This window comes from Pseudomonas sp. DE0157 (assembly GCF_007678615.1).
GTDB lineage: Bacteria > Pseudomonadota > Gammaproteobacteria > Pseudomonadales > Pseudomonadaceae > Aquipseudomonas > Aquipseudomonas parafulva_B.
The window spans coordinates 401,070-423,082 of the sequence record NZ_VEJN01000002.1 but is presented as its reverse complement, the minus strand read 5'-3'; the positions used below and the strand labels follow the sequence as shown (position 1 = coordinate 423,082).

Below are 22,013 nucleotides of genomic sequence, written 5' to 3'. Positions count from 1 at the left end.
GGCCAATGCTGTTGCACGCTAACCTATGCACAAACGGCATAGTGATAGATGTGACGCCGATTGATTTTCGAGCGTGTTCCATTTTGGTGCACGGCAGGGGAGCGGCCCAATGAACCTTGAAAGCAAATGGCTGGAGGACTTTAGTGCCCTGGCCTCAACCCGCAGTTTTTCCCAGGCGGCGGAGCGGCGCTTCGTGACGCAGCCGGCCTTCAGCCGCCGGATTCGTAGCCTGGAGGCAGCCTTGGGGCTTACCCTGGTCAACCGTTCCCGCACCCCTATCGAGCTGACAGAGGCGGGCCAGCTGTTTTTGGTAACAGCCCGTACGGTTGTCGACCAACTGAGCGAAATTCTTCGCCATTTGCATCATCTCGAGGGTGGCCAGGGCGAAGTGATTCAAGTGGCGGCCGCGCACTCGCTCGCGTCGGGCTTCTTCCCGCGCTGGGTGGCCCAGCTGCGCAACGATGGGCTGAACATCGCCACCCGGCTTGTTGCCACCAACGTCGGCGATGCAGTGCATGCCTTGAGGGAAGGCGGCTGCGACCTGATGCTAGCGTTCTACGACCCTGATGCAGCCTTGCAGATGGACGCCGAAATCTTTCCCTCGCTGCACATGGGCACCACCGAGATGTTGCCCGTTTGTGCCGTGGATGCCGCAGGCAAACCGTTGTTCACCCTGGAGGGTGAAACCAGCGTGCCATTGTTGGCCTACAGCGCCGGCGCCTTCCTTGGCCGTTCGGTGAACCTGCTGCTGCGCCAGCGCAATCTGCGCTACACCACCGTCTATGAAACCGCCATGGCTGACAGCCTCAAGAGCATGGCCCTGGAGGGGATGGGGGTGGCATGGGTACCGCGACTGTCCATGCGCGGTGAACTGGAGCGTGGGGAACTTGCGATCTGCGGTGGCAGCCAGTGGCACGTGCCGCTGGAAATTCGCCTGTATCGCTGCGCCTTGGTCCGCAAGGCCAACGTGCGCTTGCTGTGGCGCAAACTGGAGTCGACCAGCGTCCAAGGCGAGGCATCATTTTGAATTGTATTTCAGATAATCCGCGATGGTTGCGCGGTTCTTGTCGCTGTAGCGATAGCAGTTCGAGCGAGCGGTTACCCGTGGGTGAGTGTAGGTTTCGCATACCCAGCCGTTGAACTTAAGTTCGGCATCTTCGTGGGTAGCGCCCAGCATGTGGCCGATTTCATGGGCGGGAGCGCCATACGCGGCGATTGATGAGATAGCCGTGTTCTGCTTCGTGTAGGCAAGTCCAGCGTTGTAGTTCCAACCGCTTCGATCGTAACTGTCGCGGGTTAGCAGCAGGTGTTTGTCCACGAATGAAAAAGGGCTATGCCGCGTTTTTTCATGGATGCCGTCGGTAAACACTTCCAGTATTTGCGACGACGGCATGCCTGCATACGCAATATCGGTGATAAGAGGTACGTTTCGCTGAAAGATCACTTCAATGGGGTGATCGGTAAAACGGCGCATTTCCTTAAGCCAATGCTCAAAGTAGTCGTTGTGCAGTTGAGCGTCCTGCATGTCGGCCAAGTCGTCATGAATATAGACGTTGACGGTCAGTGAACGGGCTGCCGAAGCGTTCAATGCCTGCACACTGAACAGAAGGGCAAGCGAGATCGTTGAGAGGCGTGGAATAGTCATGTGCACCTGCCTGGGTCATTGATTGAAGGCCCTAGCATTCAGCGTGCAGCGCCCAGGCAGCAGCGGGAAAAACTTGTCCCGCGAGACAGCTTGCCCTTTGATCCGGCATGTGCTTATGGGGGTGGGCGCTCCCTTCATGAATACGCTACAATCCTGCGCCTTCGGCCGACCTGGTCGATTCATAATCCGTATGACAAGCCACGCCGGTCCACCTGCGTGGCTTGTTGCTTTTAGCGCGCCAGAAGGCGCTTGCAGGAGAGGCTCGACGATGAGTGCACTGGTTGGCGTGATCATGGGCTCCAAGTCCGATTGGTCCACCCTTAGCCACACCGCCGATATGCTGGAAAGACTCGGCATTCCCTACGAGGTGAAGGTGGTTTCCGCCCACCGTACGCCGGATCTGCTGTTCCAGTACGCCGAAGAAGCTGACGGCCGGGGCATCGAGGTGATCATCGCCGGTGCCGGTGGTGCGGCCCACTTGCCTGGCATGTGCGCGGCCAAGACCCACCTGCCGGTGCTGGGCGTGCCCGTGCAGTCGTCGATGCTTTCAGGTGTTGATTCGCTGCTGTCGATCGTGCAGATGCCGGCCGGCGTGCCGGTTGCCACGCTGGCCATCGGCCGCGCGGGCGCGATCAATGCCGCGCTGTTGTCGGCCAGCATCCTCGGCGCCAAGCACCCTCAGTACCACGCGGCGTTGAAGCAGTTCCGCACGGAACAGACCGACACCGTGCTGGATAACCCAGATCCGCGTCAGGCTTGAGGTTCAACCCATGAAAATCGGTGTAATCGGAGGCGGCCAGCTGGGTCGCATGCTAGCACTGGCGGGTACTCCGCTGGGCATGAACTTCGCCTTCCTCGACCCGGCGCCTGATGCCTGTGCCGCCTCTCTGGGCGAGCACCTGCGCGCAGGCTATAGCGACCAGGAGCAGCTGCGCCAGCTGGCCGACCAGGTTGACCTGGTTACCTTCGAGTTCGAGAGCGTTCCGGCCGAGACCGTGGCTTTTCTTTCGCAGTTCGTGCCGGTGTACCCAAGTGCCGAGGCCCTGCGCATCGCCCGCGACCGTTTGTTCGAGAAAAGCATGTTCCGTGACCTGGGGATCCCCACCCCTGCGTTCGCCGACATCCTGTCGCAGGCAGACCTAGACGCCGCAGTGGCGAGCATCGGTCTGCCAGCGGTGCTCAAGACCCGGACGTTGGGCTACGACGGCAAGGGCCAGAAAGTCCTGCGCACCGCGCAGGACGTGGTAGGCACCTTTGCCGAACTGGGCAACGTGCCGTGCCTGCTCGAAGGCTTCGTACCCTTTACCGGTGAAGTATCGCTGGTCGCTGTCCGGGCCCGCGATGGCGAAACACGGTTCTACCCGCTGGTGCACAACACGCACAATAGCGGCATCCTGCACCTGTCGGTCGCCAGTCAGGCGCACCCGCTGCAAGCGCTGGCTGAAGACTACGTCGGTCGCGTGTTGCAACAACTCGATTATGTCGGGGTCATGGCGTTCGAATTCTTCGAGGTCGACGGCGGGCTCAAGGCCAATGAAATTGCACCGCGCGTGCACAACTCCGGGCACTGGACCATCGAAGGCGCCGAGTGCAGCCAGTTCGAAAACCACGTGCGTGCCATCGCCGGTTTGCCATTGGGTTCCACGGCCAAGGTCGGCGAGAGCGCCATGCTCAACTTCATCGGTGAAGTTCCCCCAGTGGAGCAGGTCGTGGCCATCGACGACTGCCACCTGCACCACTATGGCAAGGCGTTCAAGGCCGGGCGCAAGGTCGGACATGCCACATTGCGGTGCCAGGACATGACCACGCTCGAGCACAAGATTGCGCAAGTGCAGGCGCTGATCGGCAACTGATCGAGCGTCAATTCGAACTTCTGCATCCGGCGGGCCCTCTGAAGTGGCAACACGCCAAAGCGCAGCCTAGGCTTTGGCGTGTTCCATCTTTACTGCAAGGGGATTGCCATGGGTATCATCGGAACCATTTTCATCGGCCTCATCGTCGGCTTGCTGGCTCGTTTCATCAAACCGGGCGACGACAGCATGGGCTGGATCATGACCATCCTGCTCGGTATCGCTGGCTCGCTGTTGGCCACCTATGGCGGTCAGGCGCTTGGTATCTATCAGGCAGGTCAGGCAGCCGGCTTCTTTGGTGCACTGGTAGGCGCCATCATCCTCCTGGTGATCTACGGATTCATCAAGAAACGCTGAATACTGGTTAGAATGCCGGCAATTCATCCCGAGTTGCCGAGCATTCCATGCGTGCCTTCTTCATTGCCCTCCTGTTGTCGGCCAGTTCCCTGGCCCATGCCGAACTGCCCGAGACCGACTGGCTGGAATTGATGCCCAAGTCGGACCAAAAGGCACTCGAGCAGATGCCTGAAATCGACCACAACTCCCCTGAAGCCATGGGTACCTTCACCGCCAAAGGCGGCTTGAAGCAGAGCAAGGGGTTGCCTGCGGTCATGTACTCGACCAAAACCGTGCCTGCCCTCAACGGCAAGGACATTCGCCTGGGCGGCTACCCTGTGCCGCTTGAAAGCGATGCAAAGGGCAACAGCACCCTGTTCTTTCTGGTGCCTTACCCTGGTGCGTGCATCCACGTCCCGCCACCACCACCTAACCAGCTGGTGTTGGTGCGCTACCCAAAAGGGCTGAAGATCGATGACATCTACACACCGGTGTGGGTCAGCGGCACGCTGAAGGTGGAAAAGGTCAGCAACGACCTGGCCGACGCGGCCTATGCCTTGGACGCCGCGAAGGTGCGGGTAGTGGTGGACGCCGATCTTTGAGGCGTGTGTGGGACTAGGCCTTTGAGATCACTTCACAATCGATCCTGACCCCCAGCGAGCTGCTGGCCCCGGGCTGCAACTGCACCACGTCATCCCATACGTTCGCCGTCTCGATGCACAGCATGCGCTGCCAGCCGTCATCGGCCATGTCCGGTAATTCCTTGGCCCGTGCGGTCCAGGGGTTCCAGATCACCGCTGAACGGGATCGGCTGCTGGTCAGGATGATCCGCCTGCCCCAGGACGGGTCGACGATGCTCAACGTTTGCGGCGTATTCAGATAGATCCGGTCCGTCTCGCCGCTAAACACCAGCGCGCCCTCCTGATGGCGCTGTTGCCAGTCGGACAGGGTTTCGATGTAAGACAAACCTTCGACACCGTGGACCTCGGCCTGGCGCACATCACTGACTGCAAAGTAACTGTGCAAGGCCTGGCTGAGGGTGACCGGGCTATGGCCAAGGTTGCGGCTGGTCAGTTGCAGCGTCAACGCCGCGTCCAGCACGACCACCAGCTTGAGCTCCACAGTGTGCGGCCACCCGGGCAACCCACCTTGCGCTTCGGCCATTTCGAACTCGATCCGCAGGCTTTCGCCCACTTCCTCAACGCCCAGCAATTGCCAGTCACGCGTCCGGACAAGCCCATGGGCTGGCGCGTGTTCAGCGTGGTACATGGACTGCACGGTTTCGGGGTTGCGCTGCAGGTTGCCGAACCAGGGCCAGCACACAGGCGCCCCTGCCCGAACCGACTTCCCCTGGCGGAAAATGGCCTCGTCGCTCAACCAGAGCAATGGCGGCTCGCCAGTGCGCTGATAGCTGAGGACCTGCGCACCCTGGCGGGCGATCAGTAGTTCGGCGAAGCTGCTGCGGATACGCCAGCAGTGAAGCTCGCCATGTTGCTCGGTCGATACCTGGAAGGTGGCCATTGCGTCATCTCATTAGTTGCCAGTGGGCCTTGGACCCGGTCGCAGGCAATGAGTTTACCGCCGGCAGGCCTCAGCGACGAGGGACGGAACGGGTACGGCCGCTGCCATCGATGGCGACGAAGACGAAGACGGCTTCGGTCACCTTGCGCCATTCGCTGGACAGTGGATCGTCGCTCCATACTTCGACCATCATCTGGATGGAGCTGCGTCCGATCTCCAGCGTCTGCGTATAGAAAGACAACTGTGCGCCCACGGCCACCGGTACCAGAAACGCCATGCGATCTATCGCCACGGTGGCAACGCGGCCACCGGCAACACGGCTGGCCATGGCGGTACCTGCCAGGTCCATCTGGGCGACCAGCCAGCCGCCGAAGATATCGCCAAAGCCGTTTGTTTCCCGTGGCAGTGCGGTGATCTGCAGAGCAAGGTCGCCCTGCGGAATTGGATCTTCTTGTTCGAGCTCAATCATGCGGTGGGGGCCTCTGACCCGTGACGCTTTTCTTGGATGCGGCGCTTAGGCCGGTAAACGATTCAGCTGACAACATACTACGCCGATTCGTATGACGGGACGGCCGTGGGAAATGCTTCGAAACCGTCTGAGTATAGTGACCGGTGTTTTCGCACAATATCCCACGCTAGCAGGACACATTTCGTACGAAACGCCAGTATATAGAGCATCTACGCGAGCGACGACCATGCGTTCTTGCAGGTCGGTAAGGATTGCGTGTCGCTTTCAGCCGTGTCCGGCAATTTGCTATCTTCGCCTTCGCCTTGAACAAGCCGCATCCCGTGTGGCCTTGCCCTATAAAGAGAATAACCGTGATGACTTCCGCGCCGAGCAGTATCGAGCAGGCCCCGCGGCCGCTGACCCGCAGTGACTACAAGACCCTTTCACTATCTGCACTGGGCGGTGCGCTGGAGTTCTACGACTTCATCATTTTTGTGTTCTTCGCCACCGTGGTTGGCAAGCTGTTCTTTCCGGCCGACATGCCCGAGTGGCTGCGGTTGATGCAGACGTTCGGCATTTTCGCCGCAGGCTATCTGGCACGGCCCCTGGGCGGCATCATCATGGCGCATTTTGGCGACCTGCTGGGCCGCAAGAAGATGTTCACCCTGAGCATCTTCATGATGGCCCTGCCCACCTTGATCATGGGCCTGTTGCCGACCTACGCGCAGATTGGCCTGTGGGCGCCGATCCTGTTGCTGTTGATGCGGGTGATCCAGGGGGCGGCCATCGGCGGGGAAGTGCCAGGCGCCTGGGTATTCGTCTCGGAGCATGTGCCGGCGCGCAATACCGGTTATGCCTGCGGCACGCTCACTGCCGGTTTGACTGCCGGTATTTTGCTGGGCTCGCTGGTCGCGACCTTGATCAACAGCGTCTACAGCGCTGAAGAAGTGGCCAGCTATGCCTGGCGAATCCCGTTCCTGCTGGGCGGCGTGTTCGGTCTGTTTTCGGTTTACCTGCGCCGTTGGCTGCATGAAACCCCGGTATTCGCAGAAATGCAGCAACGCAAGGCCCTGGCCGAAGGGCTGCCGCTTCGGGCCGTGCTGCGCGATCATCGCGGGCCCATCGTGCTGTCCATGTTGCTGACCTGGGTGTTGTCGGCAGGCATCGTGGTGGTGATCCTCATGACACCAGCCTTGCTGCAGAGCATCTATCACATCAGCCCTACCGACTCGCTCAAGGCCAACAGCCTGGCGATCGTGCTGTTGAGCCTGGGTTGCATTGGCGCCGGTAGCCTGGCCGATCGCTTCGGTGCAGGCCGTGTGTTCGTCATCGGTAGCCTGATGTTGCTGGTCAGTTCCTGGGCGTTCTACCACAGCTTGCCAACGCGGCCGGAGCTGTTGTTCCCGTTGTATGCGGTGACCGGCTTGTGCGTGGGTGTGATCGGCGCAGTGCCCTATGTGATGGTAAAGGCATTCCCGGCTGCGGTGCGCTTCAGCGGCTTGTCGTTTTCCTACAACGTCGCCTATGCCATCTTCGGCGGCCTGACGCCGATGGCGGTAACCGGGCTTCTGAAAGTCAGCCCCATGGCGCCTGCTTACTATGTGGCTGTACTGTGCGTGGTCGGCTTTTCGGTAGGTCTGTACTTGCTCGCCAAAAAGCGTTGAATCGCCTTGCCCACTGACACTTGCTCCCTGCAGCCAGCGCTTCGACACGATGATGGCATTTCATCCAATTGTCACAATCAAGTCATATCGTGTTCATGCGCGCTGCAGATACTGGCCCCCGTTCCCTCTCAGCACCCCCATTCCAGCTAGGAGCAAGGCATGAAATTGAAGCGTTTGATGGCGGCCCTTACCTTTGCCGCCGCTGGCGTTGCAACCGCCAACGCAGTGGCCGCTGTCGATCCTGCTATCCCGACCTACACCAAGACCACGGGTGTTTCGGGCAACCTCTCCAGCGTCGGCTCCGATACCCTCGCGAACCTGATGACCCTGTGGGCCGAGGCTTACAAAAAGGAATACCCGAACGTCAACATCCAGATTCAGGCAGCGGGCTCTTCCACGGCGCCACCGGCGCTGACCGAAGGCACCGCCAACCTCGGCCCCATGAGCCGCAAGATGAAGGACGTCGAATTGCAGGCGTTCGAGCAGAAGTACGGCTATAAACCGACCGCCATCCCGGTTGCGGTCGACGCCCTGGCGGTGTTCGTGCACAAGGACAACCCGATCAAGGGCCTGACCATGGCCCAGGTCGATGCCATCTTCTCCTCGACTCGTTTGTGTGGTGGCAAGGCCGAGATCAAGACTTGGGGCGATGCCGGAGTAACCGGCGACCTCGCCAACAAGCCGATCCAGCTGTTCGGCCGCAACTCGGTGTCCGGCACTTATGGGTACTTCAAGGAAGAAGCCCTGTGCAAAGGGGACTTCAAGCCCAACGTCAATGAGCAACCCGGTTCCGCCTCCGTGGTGCAGTCCATCAGCTCGTCGCTCAATGGCATTGGCTACTCGGGCATCGGCTACAAGACGGCCAGCGTCAGGACCGTGCCGCTGGCCAAGAAAGACGGCGGCGAGTTCGTCGAGGACAACGAGACCAACGCCCTGAACGGCAGCTACCCGCTTTCGCGCTTCCTGTACGTTTACGTCAACAAGGCACCGAACAAGCCGCTGGCCCCGCTGGAGGCCGAATTCGTGAAGCTGGTACTGTCGCAGGCCGGCCAGCAGGTGGTCGTCAAGGATGGCTACATCCCGCTGCCTGCCAAAGTCGTCGACAAGACCCTGGCCGACCTGGGCCTGTCCCACGCCGGCAACGTCGCCAAGCAGTAATCGAACCCTGCAGGGGCAAGCCGTTGAGCTAGCCTCTTCAGCACTCCCAGCCCGGGGCCAGCCTTACTGTGCTTCGGGCTTTCGTGCGTCACTGCATTGTCATGTTTTTGTCATACGGGACCGCTAGGGTGTGCCCCATGAATGATCTGGCCAACTCCACAATGACCCAAGATTCCCAGCCTGCACGCATCGATTTCAATACCCCGCAGTTGCAGCGCAAGCGCCGCCTGCGTGCGCTCAAGGACCGCCTGACGCGCTGGTACGTGCTGGTAGGCGGGCTGGCAGTGCTGGCTGCGATCACCTTGATCTTCTTTTACCTGGCGTACGTGGTACTGCCGTTGTTCCAGGGCGCCGAGCTGACCAGCAGGCAGGCATTGCAGCCTGCCTGGCTCAAAGAGGAGGCGGGCAAGCCGTTGATGATCGCCCTCGAGGAGCAGAACCTGGTTGGCATGCGGGTTTCGGACAAGGGCCAGGTGCTGTTCTTCGATACCAAGACCGGCGCAGCGCTCGAACGCGTCGACTTGCCCATCCCTGCCGGCGTACAGGTGTCTTCGATCGGTATCGATCAGCCAGGCAGCCCGATGGTGATGCTGGGGTTGTCCAATGGCCAGGCGTTGGTGTTCACCCATACCTACAAGATCACCTACCCCGGCAACAAGAAAACCATTACGCCGGCCATCGACTACCCCTATGGCGAACAGCCTTTCGTGCTGGATGAGCAGGCGCGGGCGCTGGAGCACGTCAGCGCCAGTGTCAATGGCGACACGTTGTTGCTGGCAGGCTCTACGGGCGCGCACCTGCAGGTCCTCGCGTTGACGCGCAGCGAAAACATGCTGACCGCCGAAGTCACCACCGAGCAGACCCGTATCGAGTTGCCGCAAATGACCGAAACGGTGAAGAACATCTTCATCGATCCGCGCCAGCAGTGGCTGTACGTGATCAACGGTCGCGCCACTGCCGACGTGTTCAGCCTGCGCGACAAGAGCCTCAACGGGCGCTATTCCCTGGCGCAGAGCGCCGATACCGAAGTGACGGCCACTGCCCAGCTGGTAGGCGGCATTTCACTGATCATCGGTGACTCGCACGGTGGGCTGGCCCAGTGGTTCATGGCCCGTGACCCGGACGGGGAGTCTCGTTTCAAGCAGATTCGTACCTTCCAGTTGGGCACGTCGCCCATCGTGCAGATCGACGCCGAGGAGCGTCGCAAGGGCTTCATCGCCCTGGACGCAGAAGGCAAGCTGGGTGTTTTCCACAGCACGGCGCACCGTACCCTCCTGGTCGAGTCCGTGGCCCAGGGCCCGGGTATCCTTGCCCTGTCACCGCGCGCCAACCGCATCATGATCGAAGAGCCCGGCAGGTTGTTGCCATTGAAGCTGCACAACCCCCATCCGGAAGTGTCCTTCAGCGCGCTGTGGGGCAAGGTGTGGTACGAGAATTATGACGCGCCCAAGTACGTGTGGCAGTCGACCGCGTCCAATACCGATTTCGAGCCCAAGCTGAGCCTTTCGCCCCTCACGTTCGGTACCCTCAAGGCGGCCTTCTACGCCATGATCCTGGCCGCGCCGCTGGCCATTGCCGCCGCGATCTATACGGCCTACTTCATGGCCCCTGGCATGCGCCGCAAGGTCAAGCCAGTAATCGAACTGATGGAGGCGATGCCCACGGTCATTCTGGGGTTCTTCGCGGGGCTGTTCCTGGCGCCGTACCTGGAAGGCCATCTGCCAGGGGTCTTCAGCCTTTTCCTGCTCATGCCGGTCGGCATCCTGCTGGCAGGGTTCACCTGGAGCCGGCTGCCTGAATCCATTCGTCTGCGGGTACCGGATGGCTGGGAGGCGGCGATCCTGATCCCGGTCATTCTGCTCACCGGCTGGCTTGCCCTTGGCATGAGCCCACACCTTGAAAGCTGGTTCTTTGGCGGCGACATGCGCCTGTGGATCACCAATGACCTGGGTATCACCTATGACCAGCGCAATGCACTGGTGGTCGGGATCGCGATGGGCTTTGCCGTCATTCCCAACATCTACTCGATAGCCGAGGACGCCGTCTTCAGCGTGCCGCGCAGCCTGACGCTGGGTTCCCTGGCGCTGGGGGCAACACCTTGGCAGACCCTCACCCGGGTGGTGATCCTGACCGCCAGCCCCGGCATCTTCTCGGCGCTGATGATCGGCATGGGCCGGGCCGTCGGTGAAACCATGATCGTGCTGATGGCCACCGGCAACACACCGGTGATGGAGATGAACCTGTTCGAAGGCATGCGCACGCTGGCTGCCAACGTGGCGGTGGAAATGCCGGAATCCGAAGTTGGGGGCAGCCACTACCGGGTGCTGTTCCTCGCCGCGTTGGTGCTGCTGATGTTCACCTTCGTCATGAACACCTTGGCCGAGCTGATTCGCCAGCGTCTGCGCAAGAAATACTCGTCGCTTTGATAGAAAGGTAGCGATCCGTGAAAAAGGATTCCCTCAAAGGCTGGTTCAAGAGCGGTGCCCCCGGTGTCTGGATGAGCGGCGGCGCCGTGGCCATGGCGGTGATCATGACCGTTGGCCTGCTGGCTGTGATCGCAGTACGCGGCCTGGGGCATTTCTGGCCGGCCGATTTGATTCAGGCCAGCTACGCCGTGCCGGGCCAGGCCCAGCAGACGGTCATCGGCGAAGTGGTACAGCAGGAAGAAGTGCCGCGTGCGCGCCTCAAGGGCGCCGGTTTGCCAGTGCCCGACCAGGGCCCGGAGTTCATGACACGCGAATTGATCAAGGTCGGAAACCGGGACCTCAATGGCAGCGACTTCACCTGGGTCGTGGGCGACTGGCTCGTCGATCAGCAGCGCCCCGAGCAGCTGATGGCCCTGGAACGGCGCGAGTGGGGCAACTTCTATGGCTACCTGGTGAGCGTCAAGGAACAAGGCCGGGTGGTGGCAGAAGGAGCAGCGGCCTGGGGTGAGCTGCAAGCGCGGCTGGCCCGGGCCAGCGAGCTCAACAAGACGCTGCAGGCGCTGGAGAAGAAAGACATCGGTGCCATCAACCATGGCCTGGAGCGGTTGCGCCTGCAGGCGCGCAAGCTCGAGCTCGAAGGCAAGCTGGACGCTGCGGCCCAGGCTGATATCGAGGCTGACCGTGCCGAGCTCAACAGCCGCTACACGGCCATCGAAGATCGCCTGTCCACGCTTCACCGGGATTTTGCCCGCGACACGCTGGTCGCGCGCGATGGCAATGGCCGTGAAGTCGAGATCAACCTCAGCAAGGTGGTCCATGCCTTCCAGCCCAACGGCATGTCGACCCTGGCCAAGCTGGGGGCTTACTTTGCCAAGGTGTGGGAGTTTCTCAGCGACGACCCGCGTGAGGCCAACACAGAGGGCGGTATATTCCCGGCTATCTTCGGCACTGTGATGATGACCCTGATCATGGCCGTGATCGTCACGCCCTTTGGCGTGCTGGCAGCGGTCTATTTGCGCGAGTATGCCCGGCAGGGGCCGGTGACGCGCCTGATTCGCATCGCGGTCAACAACCTTGCCGGTGTACCGGCCATCGTCTACGGCGTTTTCGGCTTGGGCTTCTTCGTGTACGTGCTGGGCGGCTCGATTGACCGCCTGTTCTTTGCCGAAGCCTTGCCGGCGCCCACCCTGGGCACGCCGGGCCTGTTGTGGGCGTCACTGACCCTTGCATTGTTGGCGGTGCCGGTAGTGATCGTGGCCACCGAGGAGGGGTTGGCGCGCATTCCGCGCACCCTGCGCGAAGGCTCGCTGGCATTGGGTGCCACCAAGGCCGAAACGCTGTGGAAGATTGTTCTGCCCATGGCCAGCCCGGCCATGATGACCGGCATGATCCTGGCCGTGGCCCGGGCTGCGGGTGAAGTCGCACCGCTGATGCTGGTGGGGGTGGTCAAGCTCGCGCCATCGCTGCCGGTGGATGGCAATTACCCCTACCTGCACCTGGATCAGAAGATCATGCACCTGGGCTTTCACATCTACGACGTAGGCTTCCAGAGCCCGAACGTGGAGGCGGCACGGCCACTGGTGTACGCCACTGCATTGCTGCTGGTGATGGTCATCGCGACACTGAACCTGTCGGCCGTGTGGATCCGTAACCACCTTCGTGAGAAATACAAGGCGCTCGACAGCTGAGCCAGGTGTCGAACGTTCAAGCGGCGTCGCCGACGCGAAGCGGCCGCTTCGTCCCAACGTGCCACTGGCGGCCATACGCCGGCAGCACCCAATGGAGTGAGACCATGCAGCAACAACCGCCTACCCACGGCATCGACATGTCCGCGCTGGGCCGCAGCAAACAGGGCCTGCGCCTGGCCGAGGAAACGGTCGCCATCGAAGTGCCTGGGCTGAGCCTGTTCTACGGCGACAAGCAGGCCCTGTTCGATGTCAGCATGAATATTCCCAAGCAGCGCGTGACGGCGTTCATTGGCCCCTCCGGGTGCGGCAAGTCCACCTTGCTGCGGACCTTCAACCGCATGAACGACCTGGTCGACGGCTGTCGTGTGCAAGGCGCCGTCAACCTGTACGGGCATGACATCTACCGCAAGGGCGAGGACGTGGCCGAGCTGCGCCGCCGCGTGGGCATGGTGTTCCAGAAACCCAACCCTTTCCCCAAGACCATCTACGAGAACGTGGTCTATGGCCTGCGGATTCAGGGCATCAACAAAAAACGTGTCCTGGACGAGGCCGTCGAGTGGGCCCTCAAGGGTGCGGCGCTGTGGGACGAGGTCAAGGACCGTCTGCACGAGTCGGCGCTGGGCCTGTCCGGTGGGCAGCAGCAGCGCCTGGTCATCGCCCGCACCATTGCGGTCGAGCCCGAGGTACTGTTGCTGGACGAGCCTTGCTCGGCGCTGGACCCGATTTCCACGCTCAAGGTCGAAGAGCTCATCTACGAATTGAAAACCAAGTTCACCATCGTCATCGTGACCCACAACATGCAGCAGGCGGCCCGCGTATCGGACTACACCGCCTTCATGTACATGGGCAAACTGGTGGAATTCGGTGACACCGATACCCTGTTCACCAACCCCGCCAAGAAGCAGACAGAAGACTACATCACTGGCCGGTACGGCTGAAGAAACACCGCGCACTGCTGCTCGCCGCGTGAAGGCACTCGGCGCAGCGCAGGGGCACGCCTCGAACGACTTGAAGCTCGCAGCCAGCAGCTTCGCGGAGCCACAGCATGATCAACAAAGAAAGCCTGACGCATCATATTTCCCAGCAGTTCAACGCCGAGCTCGAAGAGGTACGCAGCCACCTGCTGGCCATGGGCGGGCTGGTCGAGAAACAGGTCAACGATGCGGTCACTGCGCTGATCGAGGCCGATTCCGGCCTGGCTCAGCAGGTGCGCGAGGTCGACGAGCAGATCAACCAGATGGAGCGCAACATCGACGAGGAATGCCTGCGTATTCTGGCGCGTCGCCAGCCGGCAGCATCGGACCTGCGGCTGATCATCAGTATTTCCAAGTCGGTGATTGACCTCGAGCGTATCGGCGACGAGTCGACCAAGATCGCCCGGCGGGCCATCCAGCTCTGCGAGGAGGGTGAATCGCCGCGGGGCTATGTGGAGGTGCGGCACATCGGCGATCAGGTGCGCAACATGGTGCGCGATGCACTCGACGCCTTCGCCCGCTTCGATGCCGACCTGGCCTTGTCAGTGGCTCAATACGACAAGACCATCGACCGTGAGTACAAGACAGCCTTGCGTGAACTGGTGACCTACATGATGGAAGATCCCCGTTCGATCTCCCGTGTGCTAAGTGTGATTTGGGTCCTGCGTTCGCTGGAGCGGATCGGCGACCATGCACGCAACATCTCCGAACTGGTGATCTACCTGGTGCGCGGCACCGATGTACGCCACATGGGCCTCAAGCGCATGACAGCGGAGGTGCAGGGTCGCGCCAATGCCGAGGGTGAAATACCTAATGTTCCAGCCGAAGCGGGCGATAAATAAAGTTCTCTCCGAGCATCGACGCCCGGCTTGTGCCGGGCGTTTTCGTTAGTACGCCTGGAGGTGCCAGAGACCATCGACCGGCTGTAGACGACCCGGCGTGACACAGGCGGTGGCAAGTGGCCAGCAAATGGCAGTAGGCTAGTCGGGTTCAGAAGGAGTATCGATGAGTAAAGTGAATGTGCTGGTGGTGGATGACGCGCCATTTATCCGTGACCTGATCCGTAAGTGCCTGCGCAACGCGTTCCCGGGCATGACCGTGGATGACGCCGTAAACGGTCGCAAGGCCATGACCCTGTTGGGCAAAGAGGCGTTCGACCTGGTGCTGTGCGACTGGGAAATGCCAGAAATGTCGGGCTTGGAGCTGCTCACCTGGTGCCGTCAGCAACCTGAGCTCAAGGGCCTTCAGTTCATCATGGTGACCAGCCGTGGCGACAAGGAAAATGTCATCCAGGCGATTCAGGCCGGCGTGTCGGACTTCGTCGGCAAGCCGTTCACCAACGAGCAGTTGCTGACCAAGGTCAAGAAGGCCCTGGCCAAGATCGGCAAGCTCGACAGCTTGATGAGCCCAGGGCCTGCGCGGGCTAATGCCGCGTTCGCCAACGACTCGCTCAACGCCCTGACCGCTGGACGGCCAGAAGCCGTCAAGGTAGCTGCGCCAGCACCTGTGCCTGCCAAGGCGGCCGCCACCCCTGCCAAGTCCAGCGCAGCGACACCCGCACCCAGCGGTCGCGGCCAGGGCCAGCTGCGTTTGGCGAGCGGCATGCAAGCCTGCGTGATCAAGGCCTTGAGCTTGAAGGAAGCCCTGCTGGTCGTACGGCGCAGTGAGACACTGCCGCAAGTGCTCGAAGGCGCCGTGCTGAACCTGGAGCAGGGCGAGAACGCGGAAATCGCGCGTTTGAATGGTTACTTGCACGCGGTGGCGGCCTTCGAGCCCAAGCCTGACAGCGACTGGCTGCAATTGACGTTCAAGTTCGTCGATCAAGACGCCCAGAAGCTGGACTACCTGTCCCGCCTGATCGCCCGCGGCACTGCCCAGAAGCATTTCACGCCAGGGGCCTGACGGGCCGCCGCAACATTGAGCTGGCCAGCAGCATCCGACCAACTGCCATGGTGACCAGGGTGTCTGCTGCTAGGCTTGGACAGGTCCTTCACTGTCAAAAAGCCACCATCATGCATTCACGCCTGCTGCTATGTGCGTTAACCCTGGTCAGCGCCTCTAGCCTGGGCGTGACGCTGCACCCAGTCACCGATGAAACGGGAAGGGTGTCCTATGCGCAGCGACCCGGCCCGGGCATCAAGCCCACGGTCGTGGATGAGTCCACCGTGGAGATCAACGAACACGATGTGCGTCTCAACGCGATCTTGTTCCAGGGCGGCGTGAGCTTCTCGGCCCGCAACGAACTGCCGGTCGCCGTGCAGGTGGAACTGCGCCTGGATAACCTGGTTAACGCGCAGGGTGGTGACGCGCCGCGGACCGTGCGGCGTCTGTTGCCGCCGCGTTCGACCCAAGTGCTCAGCATCGTCCGGGGCCAGCCAGGCAAGCTGCTCAACTACCGCTCCACACTGCTGCAGGCCATGGGCGACCCCGGCAAGCGCCCACAAGGTTATCGCTATGCGTTTCCATGGGTAGGTGGGCCGTTTCGTGTGAGCCAAGGGCCCAATGGCAGGTTCAGCCACTTCGGGCCCAAGGGGCGCTATGCAATGGATATCGCCATGCCCGAGGGCACCACTATCGTGGCGGCACGCGAAGGGGTAGTGGTGAGCACGCGCAGCGAGCAGAGCGGGCGAGGGGACAATCCCTCGGGCAACTTTGTCCGCATTCTGCACCCTGACGGCACCATGGGGGTGTACCTGCACTTGATGCGCGGGTCGATCGTGGTCGCGTCCGGGCAGCGTGTGCGCCAAGGGCAGGTGTTGGCCAAGTCGGGCAACACCGGCAACAGCACCGGGCCCCATCTGCACTTCGTGGTTCAGCGCAATGTGGGGCTGGCGCTTGAGTCGATTCCCTATCGGTTCGACCGGCCGATCAGTGGGTTGCCCGACTACACCGCAGGCAACCCCTGATCAGGGCTTGATCGGGGCAGGGCGTCGATGTGCTCAGTCCAGCTTGAGCACTTTGGCCAGCACGATCTTGGGGCCTTTCATTTTCTTGACGATGATGCGCAGCCCTTCGACCTCGAGCACCTCTTCTTCTTCGGGTACGCGCTTGAGCGTTTCGTAGACCAGGCCGGCCAGTGTCTCTGCCTCGATATGGTCCAGGTCCACGCCCAGCAAGCGCTCGACCTTGAACAGCGGAGTATCGCCGCGCACCAGCAGCTTTCCTGGCTGATAGGCCAGGATGCCGCGCTCGGTCTTGCGGTGTTCGTCCTGGATGTCGCCCACCAGCACTTCCAGCACATCTTCCATGGTCAGGTAACCGATGACCTTGCCATCGGCCTCCTCGACCAGCACGAAGTGCGCACCGCCCTTGCGGAACTGCTCGAGCAATTGGGACAGCGGCATGTGCCTGGAAACGCGCTCCAGTGGGCGAGCCAGGTCTTCCAGGTCAATGGTTTCAGGCAGGTGTTCGAGTTCGGCGAGTTCGAGTAGCAGGTCCTTGATGTGCAGCAGGCCCGTGAACTCCTCGCGCTCGGTGTCGTACACCGGGTAGCGGCTGAACTTGTGACGGCGGATCAGGGCCAGTATCTGCTTGAGCGGGGCATGGGCGTCGATGATGACCATGTCTTCGCGAGAGTTGGCCCAGTCCACCACTTCCAGCTCACCCATTTCCACCGCTGACGCCAGCACGCGCATGCCTTGATCGCTTGGGTCCTGGCCGCGGCTGGAGTGCAGGATCAGCTTGAGCTCCTCCCGGCTGTAGTGGTGCTCGTGGTGCGGGCCGGGTTCGCCTTGGCCGGCAATGCGCAGGATTGTGTTGGCGCTGGCATTGAGCAGGTAGATGGCCGGGTACATCAGCCAGTAGAACAGGTACAGCGGTACTGCGGTCCACAGCGACAACAGTTCCGGCTTGCGAATGGCCCACGATTTGGGCGCCAGCTCACCCACCACGATGTGCAGGTAGGAGATCACGAAGAAGGCGACGAAGAACGAGACGGCCTTGATCAGCTCAGGGGTATCGACGCCAAAGTAGGCCAGCAGCGGTTCGAGCAAGTGCGCGAAGGCCGGCTCGCCCACCCAGCCCAGCCCCAGCGAGGCCAAGGTGATGCCGAGCTGGCAGGCAGAGAGGTAGGCATCAAGCTGGTTGTGAACCTTGCGCAGGATGCTGCCGCGCCAGCCGTGCTGCTCGGCGATGGCGTCCACGCGGGTTGCGCGCAGCTTGACCATGGCGAACTCGGCGGCAACGAAGAAGCCGTTGAGCAGCACCAGAACCAAAGCAAAAATGATCATGCCGAAATCGGCGAACAGGGAGGTGAGGCTGATACCAGGGGAAGGGTCCATGATGGAGTTTTTACGGGATCCGTCTTTAAGATGAGAAAAGTGCCGGCTCCAGCCGGCGCAAGGGATCAAATGTAGCGGCTAGGGCCGCAAAAGCAAAGGGCGACCACTTGATCGATGCTGCAAAGTGGCCCGAACGGCCTCAAACCTTACCTGTGACCTGTTGCGCCACTGCAAAATGGCAGGTGAAGGTGCTGCCATGGCCTGGCACGCTGCTGATCTCCAGGCGCCCGCGGTGGCGCATCAGCACATGCTTGACGATTGCCAGCCCAAGGCCCGTGCCACCGGTATGAGATGCACGGCTCGAATCCACCCGATAGAACCGCTCCGTCAGCCGTGGCAGGTGCTTGGCATCGATGCCGGGCCCTGAGTCCTGCACCGACAGATGGGCGCCTTGGGCATCGGCCCACCAGCGAATGCGAATGCTGCCCTCGTCCTGGGTGTACTTGACGGCATTGAACACCAGGTTGGAGAACGCGCTGCGCAATTCCGACTCGCTGCCCTTGAGCCAGATGCCTGGCTCGGCCTCCAGGGTAATGCGCTGGTTGCGCGGCCCGGACAACGCTTGCGCGTCTTGCTTGATCGCACTGAGCAGGGTGTCCACGGCCACTGGCTGGTTGTCGGACGGGTAGTCGGTGGCCTCCAGCTTGGCCAGCAGCAGCAGGTCGTTGAGCAGCGTTTGCATGCGCGAGCCCTGTTGGCTCATCTGCTGCAACGCTCGGCGCCAGCGGGGGTTCACGTCCTCGACGTTATCCAGCAGGGTTTCCAGGTAGCCGGCAATCACGGTCAGCGGCGTTCGCAGTTCGTGGGACACGTTGGCCACGAAGTCCTTGCGCATCTGTTCGAGCTGGTGGATGCGGGTGACGTCCCGAACCAGCATCAGGTGTTCGTTGTTACCGTAGCGTGTGATGTGCAGTTGCACCCGCATGCGATCGTTGATGGGGGATGGAATCTCCAGTGGCTCGACATAGTTTTCGGTTTCGAAGTATTCCTTGAAGCGCGGGTGCCGCACCAGGTTGGTCACCTGCTGGCCGCCGTCCTGGGGTGTCTTGAAGCCCAGGAGCGTCTCGGCTGCGCGGTTCCACCACTCCAGGTTGCCGTGGCTGTCGAGCATGATCACGGCGTCGCGCAGCGCTGCGGTGGATTCCTGCACCCTGTCGATCACCGCTTGAAGCCTGCCACGCACACGCTGGTCGCGGCGTTGCAGATGGTAGATGCTGTCGAACACCTCGCCCCATAGGCCGTAGCCGTCAGGCGGTGCTTCGTCCGGTTGGTGATTGCGCAGCCAGGCATGCAGGCGCAGCAGTTGCTTGAGCGTCCAGCCCAGGTAGAGAGCCAGGCCAATGGCCAGGCTCCAGCCATAGTAGCCACTGACCAGGCCACCGATCAGGCAAAGGGTGATCAACAGCAGCAGGTGGCGAATCAAGGTCGCATGCCAGTTCTGGTTCAATTGGGGATCCTTCGAATCCAGCGATCAACAGCAAGCACGAACCTGCATGCAGAAGCGGATCGGTAGCGCGTTCACGTCCATTCGACGGCTTTGAGCCGAGTGCTGCGTTTCAGGTCAGACCTTGGTCGAAAAGCGGTAGCCTGTGCCGCGAACCGTTTGTACCAGGTTTTCATACGCCTCACCCAGCGCCTTGCGCAAGCGGCGAATGTGGACATCGACCGTGCGTTCCTCGACATAGACATTGCCCCCCCATACCTGATCCAGCAACTGGCCGCGGGTATAGGCGCGTTCCTGATGGGTCATGAAGAATTGCAGCAGGCGGTACTCGGTGGGCCCCATCTCGGCCGGCTTGCCATCGATGGTGACGCGATGACTGATAGGGTCCAGCAGCAGCCCGCCCACTTCGATCGGCGTCTCGCCATCACTGGGGCCGGTACGTCGTAGCACGGCCTTGAGGCGGGCTACCAGCTCACGCGGCGAGAACGGCTTGGTGATGTAGTCGTCCGCACCCACTTCCAGGCCTTGGATCTTGTTGTCTTCCTCGCCCTTGGCGGTGAGCATGATGATCGGAATGTCCCCGGTCAGCTCGTCGCGCTTGAGCCGCCGGGCCAGTTCGATGCCCGAGGTGCCGGGGAGCATCCAGTCCAGCAGAATCAGGTCCGGCTTACGGTCGACGATGATGGCATGGGCCTGTTGGGAGCTTTCTGCTTCCAGGCACTCATAACCTGCCATCTCCAGGGCCACGGCAATCATCTCGCGGATGGGCGCCTCGTCGTCGACGATCAGAATATTCCTGCCAGCCATGCTCAAAACCTCTCCTGGATTCGCTGTCTTGGCCCCGCATTAGATAACGGAATTATTGCAGCTGTGTGACAGGGTGTTGGCGGTTCTCGCGACATTCAATGACTGGGCCAGGCTTGACCGGGGCGGCGGTTGCACCTGTAACCGACGCTTTACCCCCTCGATACGGTGAATCCTCATGCGGTGTGCACCAGGTGGACCTTGCTGAGGTGGTGCCGCGCCTCAACCCACCGCTCAACGTAGCGCGTAATCCAGTACCACGCCCATGAACACCATCAGCCCGGCCCAGTGGTTGTGCAGGAACGCCTTGAAGCATGCGTCTCGATCCAGGCGGCGGGTGGACCAGAATTCCCAGGCGAAACAGCACGCGGCGCCCAGCAGGCCCAGGTAGAACCAGCCGCCGAGGGCGAAGCTGCTGCCGGCCAGCATCAGGCAGCCCAGCGAAAGGCCCTGCAAGCTCAGGATTATCACCCGGTCAGCCTCGCCGAACAGAATGGCCGTGGACTTCACGCCGATCTTCAGGTCATCGTCGCGATCGACCATGGCGTAGTAGGTGTCGTAAGCCACCGTCCACAGCAGGTTGGCGATGTACAGCAGCCAGGCAGCGGCCGGCAGCTCGCCGCCAGCAGCGGTGAAGGCCATGGGGATACCCCACGAATAGGCGGCGCCCAGCACCACCTGTGGGTAGTAGGTGTAGCGCTTCATGAAGGGGTAGCAAAATGCGAGCGCGACGGCCGCGAACGAAAGCCAGACGGTTTGACTGTTGGTGCACAGCACCAGCAGGAAGCTCACGCTTACCAAAACGGCAAACAGCGTCAGCGCTTCGCGGGGGCGTACACGCCCGCTGGCCAAGGGTCGATCGGCGGTGCGCTTGACGTATCCATCCACCTTGCGATCGGCAAAATCATTGATGCAGCACCCGGCCGCGCGCATGAGCACCACGCCCAACCCGAAGATCAGCACATTGGCCAACGAGGGTGAACCCTGACCTGCAATCCACACCGCCGACAGGGTTGGCCAGAGCAGCAGATAAATGCCGATGGGCCTGTCCATGCGACTTAGCTGGACAAAGTCCCAGGCGCGCGGATGAAGACGGTTCAGCGATTTGAGCAGTTGCAGGTACATCAGCGGGTATCCTCGCGTGCCACCTGCCACAACGCCGGCAGGAACACTTCGGCGACAAGCAGGTCGAGTTCATCTCGGGAGAAGCGTGAACGACGTCCCCACAAGCCTGGGCTTGCAACTTCAGCAGGGAGCCAGGCTTCGGGGTAGTGGCATACCTGCAGGGGATGGCGGGTGAACGCTTGATCGCAGAACAGCAGCTCGCCCAGCGAGCGACTACCGAGCGATTCAAGGTCCAGGCCGCCACGTTCGAGCGTCGCACGGCTGGCTACGCTGCGGGCGAATACCCACGGCTGGCCATGCCCGCGCAGGAACACTTCCCTGACCCAACCCTGGGCGCCGAGCGCGATGCCAAGGGCTTGGCATTCATCCTCGCGCAGCGACTGCCAGCCTTCGAACAGGGGCGTTACGCAGAAATCGTCGCCGGACAGTCGGGTCAGCCGACGTGTGAGCGAGCCCTCATCGAACAACCAGTCCAGCATGGAGGGGGCGAGGCTGGCCTGCACCTGTGGATACGCTAGCCACGCGACAGCGGCTGCGTGCGGGGTTGGGTACGACACGTCGGTCTGCTTGTTACAACCAAAGAGGCCGCGAGCTTAGCATGAATGCCCCGACTGCTTGCATACTGCCGGCAGGGCCGCTACAAAGCCTTT

21 protein-coding genes are annotated in these 22,013 nt (G+C 61.6%); 13 read left to right on the top strand and 8 right to left on the bottom strand.

What is annotated here, in order from left to right; genetic code table 11:
• Positions 1 to 109 precede the first annotated feature (109 nt).
• Positions 110 to 1,027 (top strand): LysR substrate-binding domain-containing protein, encoded by a 918-nt coding sequence (locus FS777_RS04690; protein ID WP_058638804.1) that lies wholly within the window; start codon positions 110 to 112, stop codon positions 1,025 to 1,027.
• Here FS777_RS04690 and FS777_RS04685 read toward each other — a convergent pair.
• Positions 1,019 to 1,645: a hypothetical protein gene (locus FS777_RS04685; RefSeq protein WP_058638805.1), complete on the bottom strand. Its 627-nt coding sequence runs from the start codon at positions 1,643 to 1,645 to the stop codon at positions 1,019 to 1,021. The genes FS777_RS04690 and FS777_RS04685 overlap by 9 nt on opposite strands.
• Positions 1,646 to 1,913: 268 nt before the next feature.
• Between FS777_RS04685 and purE the strand changes: the two genes are divergently transcribed.
• From purE to FS777_RS04665, 4 genes are all read left to right on the top strand, one after another.
• Complete coding sequence (gene purE / locus FS777_RS04680) at positions 1,914 to 2,405, top strand: 5-(carboxyamino)imidazole ribonucleotide mutase (protein ID WP_058638806.1); 492 nt, start codon at positions 1,914 to 1,916, stop codon at positions 2,403 to 2,405.
• A 10-nt stretch (positions 2,406 to 2,415) separates the two neighbouring features.
• A complete protein-coding gene (locus FS777_RS04675; protein WP_078479362.1) occupies positions 2,416 to 3,498 on the top strand; it encodes a 5-(carboxyamino)imidazole ribonucleotide synthase in 1,083 nt (360 codons plus the stop codon).
• 108 nt (positions 3,499 to 3,606) lie between these two features.
• On the top strand, positions 3,607 to 3,852 hold the full coding sequence (locus FS777_RS04670; protein ID WP_058602748.1) for a GlsB/YeaQ/YmgE family stress response membrane protein: 246 nt from the start codon (positions 3,607 to 3,609) through the stop codon (positions 3,850 to 3,852).
• A 47-nt stretch (positions 3,853 to 3,899) separates the two neighbouring features.
• Complete coding sequence (locus FS777_RS04665) at positions 3,900 to 4,433, top strand: DUF3299 domain-containing protein (RefSeq protein ID WP_058638808.1); 534 nt, start codon at positions 3,900 to 3,902, stop codon at positions 4,431 to 4,433.
• A gap of 13 nt (positions 4,434 to 4,446) precedes the next feature.
• Here FS777_RS04665 and FS777_RS04660 read toward each other — a convergent pair whose 3' ends face one another.
• Entirely contained in the window at positions 4,447 to 5,352 is a 906-nt protein-coding gene (locus tag FS777_RS04660) for a D-hexose-6-phosphate mutarotase (protein ID WP_078479361.1), read from the bottom strand.
• A gap of 70 nt (positions 5,353 to 5,422) precedes the next feature.
• The gene (locus FS777_RS04655; RefSeq protein ID WP_003253317.1) at positions 5,423 to 5,821 is read right to left on the bottom strand and encodes an acyl-CoA thioesterase; all 399 of its coding nucleotides are present in this window, start codon (positions 5,819 to 5,821) and stop codon (positions 5,423 to 5,425) included.
• 353 nt (positions 5,822 to 6,174) lie between these two features.
• Between FS777_RS04655 and FS777_RS04650 the strand changes: the two genes are divergently transcribed.
• From FS777_RS04650 to FS777_RS04615, 8 genes are all read left to right on the top strand, one after another.
• Entirely contained in the window at positions 6,175 to 7,464 is a 1,290-nt protein-coding gene (locus FS777_RS04650; protein ID WP_058638810.1) for an MFS transporter, read from the top strand.
• 159 nt (positions 7,465 to 7,623) lie between these two features.
• Entirely contained in the window at positions 7,624 to 8,622 is a 999-nt protein-coding gene (locus FS777_RS04645; protein ID WP_023532412.1) for a phosphate ABC transporter substrate-binding protein PstS, read from the top strand.
• Positions 8,623 to 8,759: 137 nt separating this feature from the next.
• Positions 8,760 to 11,048, top strand: coding sequence for an ABC transporter permease subunit (locus tag FS777_RS04640; protein ID WP_145254109.1), 2,289 nt, complete (start codon positions 8,760 to 8,762; stop codon positions 11,046 to 11,048).
• A gap of 71 nt (positions 11,049 to 11,119) precedes the next feature.
• Complete coding sequence (pstA, locus tag FS777_RS04635) at positions 11,120 to 12,736, top strand: phosphate ABC transporter permease PstA (RefSeq protein ID WP_178091247.1); 1,617 nt, start codon at positions 11,120 to 11,122, stop codon at positions 12,734 to 12,736.
• A gap of 104 nt (positions 12,737 to 12,840) precedes the next feature.
• Entirely contained in the window at positions 12,841 to 13,674 is an 834-nt protein-coding gene (gene pstB, locus FS777_RS04630; protein ID WP_058638813.1) for a phosphate ABC transporter ATP-binding protein PstB, read from the top strand.
• A 107-nt stretch (positions 13,675 to 13,781) separates the two neighbouring features.
• The gene (phoU, locus tag FS777_RS04625) at positions 13,782 to 14,552 is read left to right on the top strand and encodes a phosphate signaling complex protein PhoU (RefSeq protein ID WP_058638814.1); all 771 of its coding nucleotides are present in this window, start codon (positions 13,782 to 13,784) and stop codon (positions 14,550 to 14,552) included.
• Between the two features lie 163 nt (positions 14,553 to 14,715).
• Complete coding sequence (locus FS777_RS04620) at positions 14,716 to 15,612, top strand: response regulator (RefSeq protein WP_058638815.1); 897 nt, start codon at positions 14,716 to 14,718, stop codon at positions 15,610 to 15,612.
• A 110-nt stretch (positions 15,613 to 15,722) separates the two neighbouring features.
• Entirely contained in the window at positions 15,723 to 16,616 is an 894-nt protein-coding gene (locus FS777_RS04615; RefSeq protein ID WP_145254106.1) for a M23 family metallopeptidase, read from the top strand.
• 33 nt (positions 16,617 to 16,649) lie between these two features.
• On the opposite strand, the gene FS777_RS04610 is transcribed toward FS777_RS04615, so the two are convergent.
• From FS777_RS04610 to FS777_RS04590, 5 genes are all read right to left on the bottom strand, one after another.
• Entirely contained in the window at positions 16,650 to 17,990 is a 1,341-nt protein-coding gene (locus FS777_RS04610; protein WP_058602758.1) for a hemolysin family protein, read from the bottom strand.
• A gap of 139 nt (positions 17,991 to 18,129) precedes the next feature.
• Positions 18,130 to 19,437, bottom strand: a complete 1,308-nt coding sequence (phoR, locus tag FS777_RS04605) for a phosphate regulon sensor histidine kinase PhoR (RefSeq protein ID WP_058602759.1) — start codon at positions 19,435 to 19,437, stop codon at positions 18,130 to 18,132.
• A gap of 114 nt (positions 19,438 to 19,551) precedes the next feature.
• Positions 19,552 to 20,241 carry a phosphate regulon transcriptional regulator PhoB gene (phoB, locus tag FS777_RS04600; RefSeq protein WP_023532543.1) on the bottom strand — a complete coding sequence of 230 codons (690 nt, stop codon included), beginning with the start codon at positions 20,239 to 20,241 and terminating at the stop codon, positions 19,552 to 19,554.
• 231 nt (positions 20,242 to 20,472) lie between these two features.
• Positions 20,473 to 21,363, bottom strand: a complete 891-nt coding sequence (gene ubiA / locus FS777_RS04595; protein ID WP_058638819.1) for a 4-hydroxybenzoate octaprenyltransferase — start codon at positions 21,361 to 21,363, stop codon at positions 20,473 to 20,475.
• Positions 21,363 to 21,920 carry a chorismate lyase gene (locus FS777_RS04590; RefSeq protein ID WP_058638820.1) on the bottom strand — a complete coding sequence of 186 codons (558 nt, stop codon included), beginning with the start codon at positions 21,918 to 21,920 and terminating at the stop codon, positions 21,363 to 21,365. The genes ubiA and FS777_RS04590 overlap by 1 nt, the downstream gene beginning before the upstream one ends.
• Positions 21,921 to 22,013 lie beyond the last annotated feature (93 nt).

Coding starts and splice junctions, on each gene's coding strand:
- FS777_RS04670 (WP_058602748.1), top strand. CDS start 3,607: ATGGGTATCATCGGAACCATTTTCATCGGCCTCATCGTCGGCTTGCTG.
- FS777_RS04650 (WP_058638810.1), top strand. CDS start 6,175: ATGACTTCCGCGCCGAGCAGTATCGAGCAGGCCCCGCGGCCGCTGACC.
- FS777_RS04660 (WP_078479361.1), bottom strand. CDS start 5,352: ATGGCCACCTTCCAGGTATCGACCGAGCAACATGGCGAGCTTCACTGC.
- phoU (WP_058638814.1), top strand. CDS start 13,782: ATGATCAACAAAGAAAGCCTGACGCATCATATTTCCCAGCAGTTCAAC.
- FS777_RS04685 (WP_058638805.1), bottom strand. CDS start 1,645: ATGACTATTCCACGCCTCTCAACGATCTCGCTTGCCCTTCTGTTCAGT.
- ubiA (WP_058638819.1), bottom strand. CDS start 21,363: ATGTACCTGCAACTGCTCAAATCGCTGAACCGTCTTCATCCGCGCGCC.
- FS777_RS04610 (WP_058602758.1), bottom strand. CDS start 17,990: ATGGACCCTTCCCCTGGTATCAGCCTCACCTCCCTGTTCGCCGATTTC.
- phoB (WP_023532543.1), bottom strand. CDS start 20,241: ATGGCTGGCAGGAATATTCTGATCGTCGACGACGAGGCGCCCATCCGC.
- FS777_RS04655 (WP_003253317.1), bottom strand. CDS start 5,821: ATGATTGAGCTCGAACAAGAAGATCCAATTCCGCAGGGCGACCTTGCT.
- purE (WP_058638806.1), top strand. CDS start 1,914: ATGAGTGCACTGGTTGGCGTGATCATGGGCTCCAAGTCCGATTGGTCC.
- FS777_RS04615 (WP_145254106.1), top strand. CDS start 15,723: ATGCATTCACGCCTGCTGCTATGTGCGTTAACCCTGGTCAGCGCCTCT.
- FS777_RS04690 (WP_058638804.1), top strand. CDS start 110: ATGAACCTTGAAAGCAAATGGCTGGAGGACTTTAGTGCCCTGGCCTCA.
- pstA (WP_178091247.1), top strand. CDS start 11,120: ATGAGCGGCGGCGCCGTGGCCATGGCGGTGATCATGACCGTTGGCCTG.
- FS777_RS04665 (WP_058638808.1), top strand. CDS start 3,900: ATGCGTGCCTTCTTCATTGCCCTCCTGTTGTCGGCCAGTTCCCTGGCC.
- FS777_RS04675 (WP_078479362.1), top strand. CDS start 2,416: ATGAAAATCGGTGTAATCGGAGGCGGCCAGCTGGGTCGCATGCTAGCA.
- FS777_RS04645 (WP_023532412.1), top strand. CDS start 7,624: ATGAAATTGAAGCGTTTGATGGCGGCCCTTACCTTTGCCGCCGCTGGC.
- FS777_RS04640 (WP_145254109.1), top strand. CDS start 8,760: ATGAATGATCTGGCCAACTCCACAATGACCCAAGATTCCCAGCCTGCA.
- pstB (WP_058638813.1), top strand. CDS start 12,841: ATGCAGCAACAACCGCCTACCCACGGCATCGACATGTCCGCGCTGGGC.
- FS777_RS04620 (WP_058638815.1), top strand. CDS start 14,716: ATGAGTAAAGTGAATGTGCTGGTGGTGGATGACGCGCCATTTATCCGT.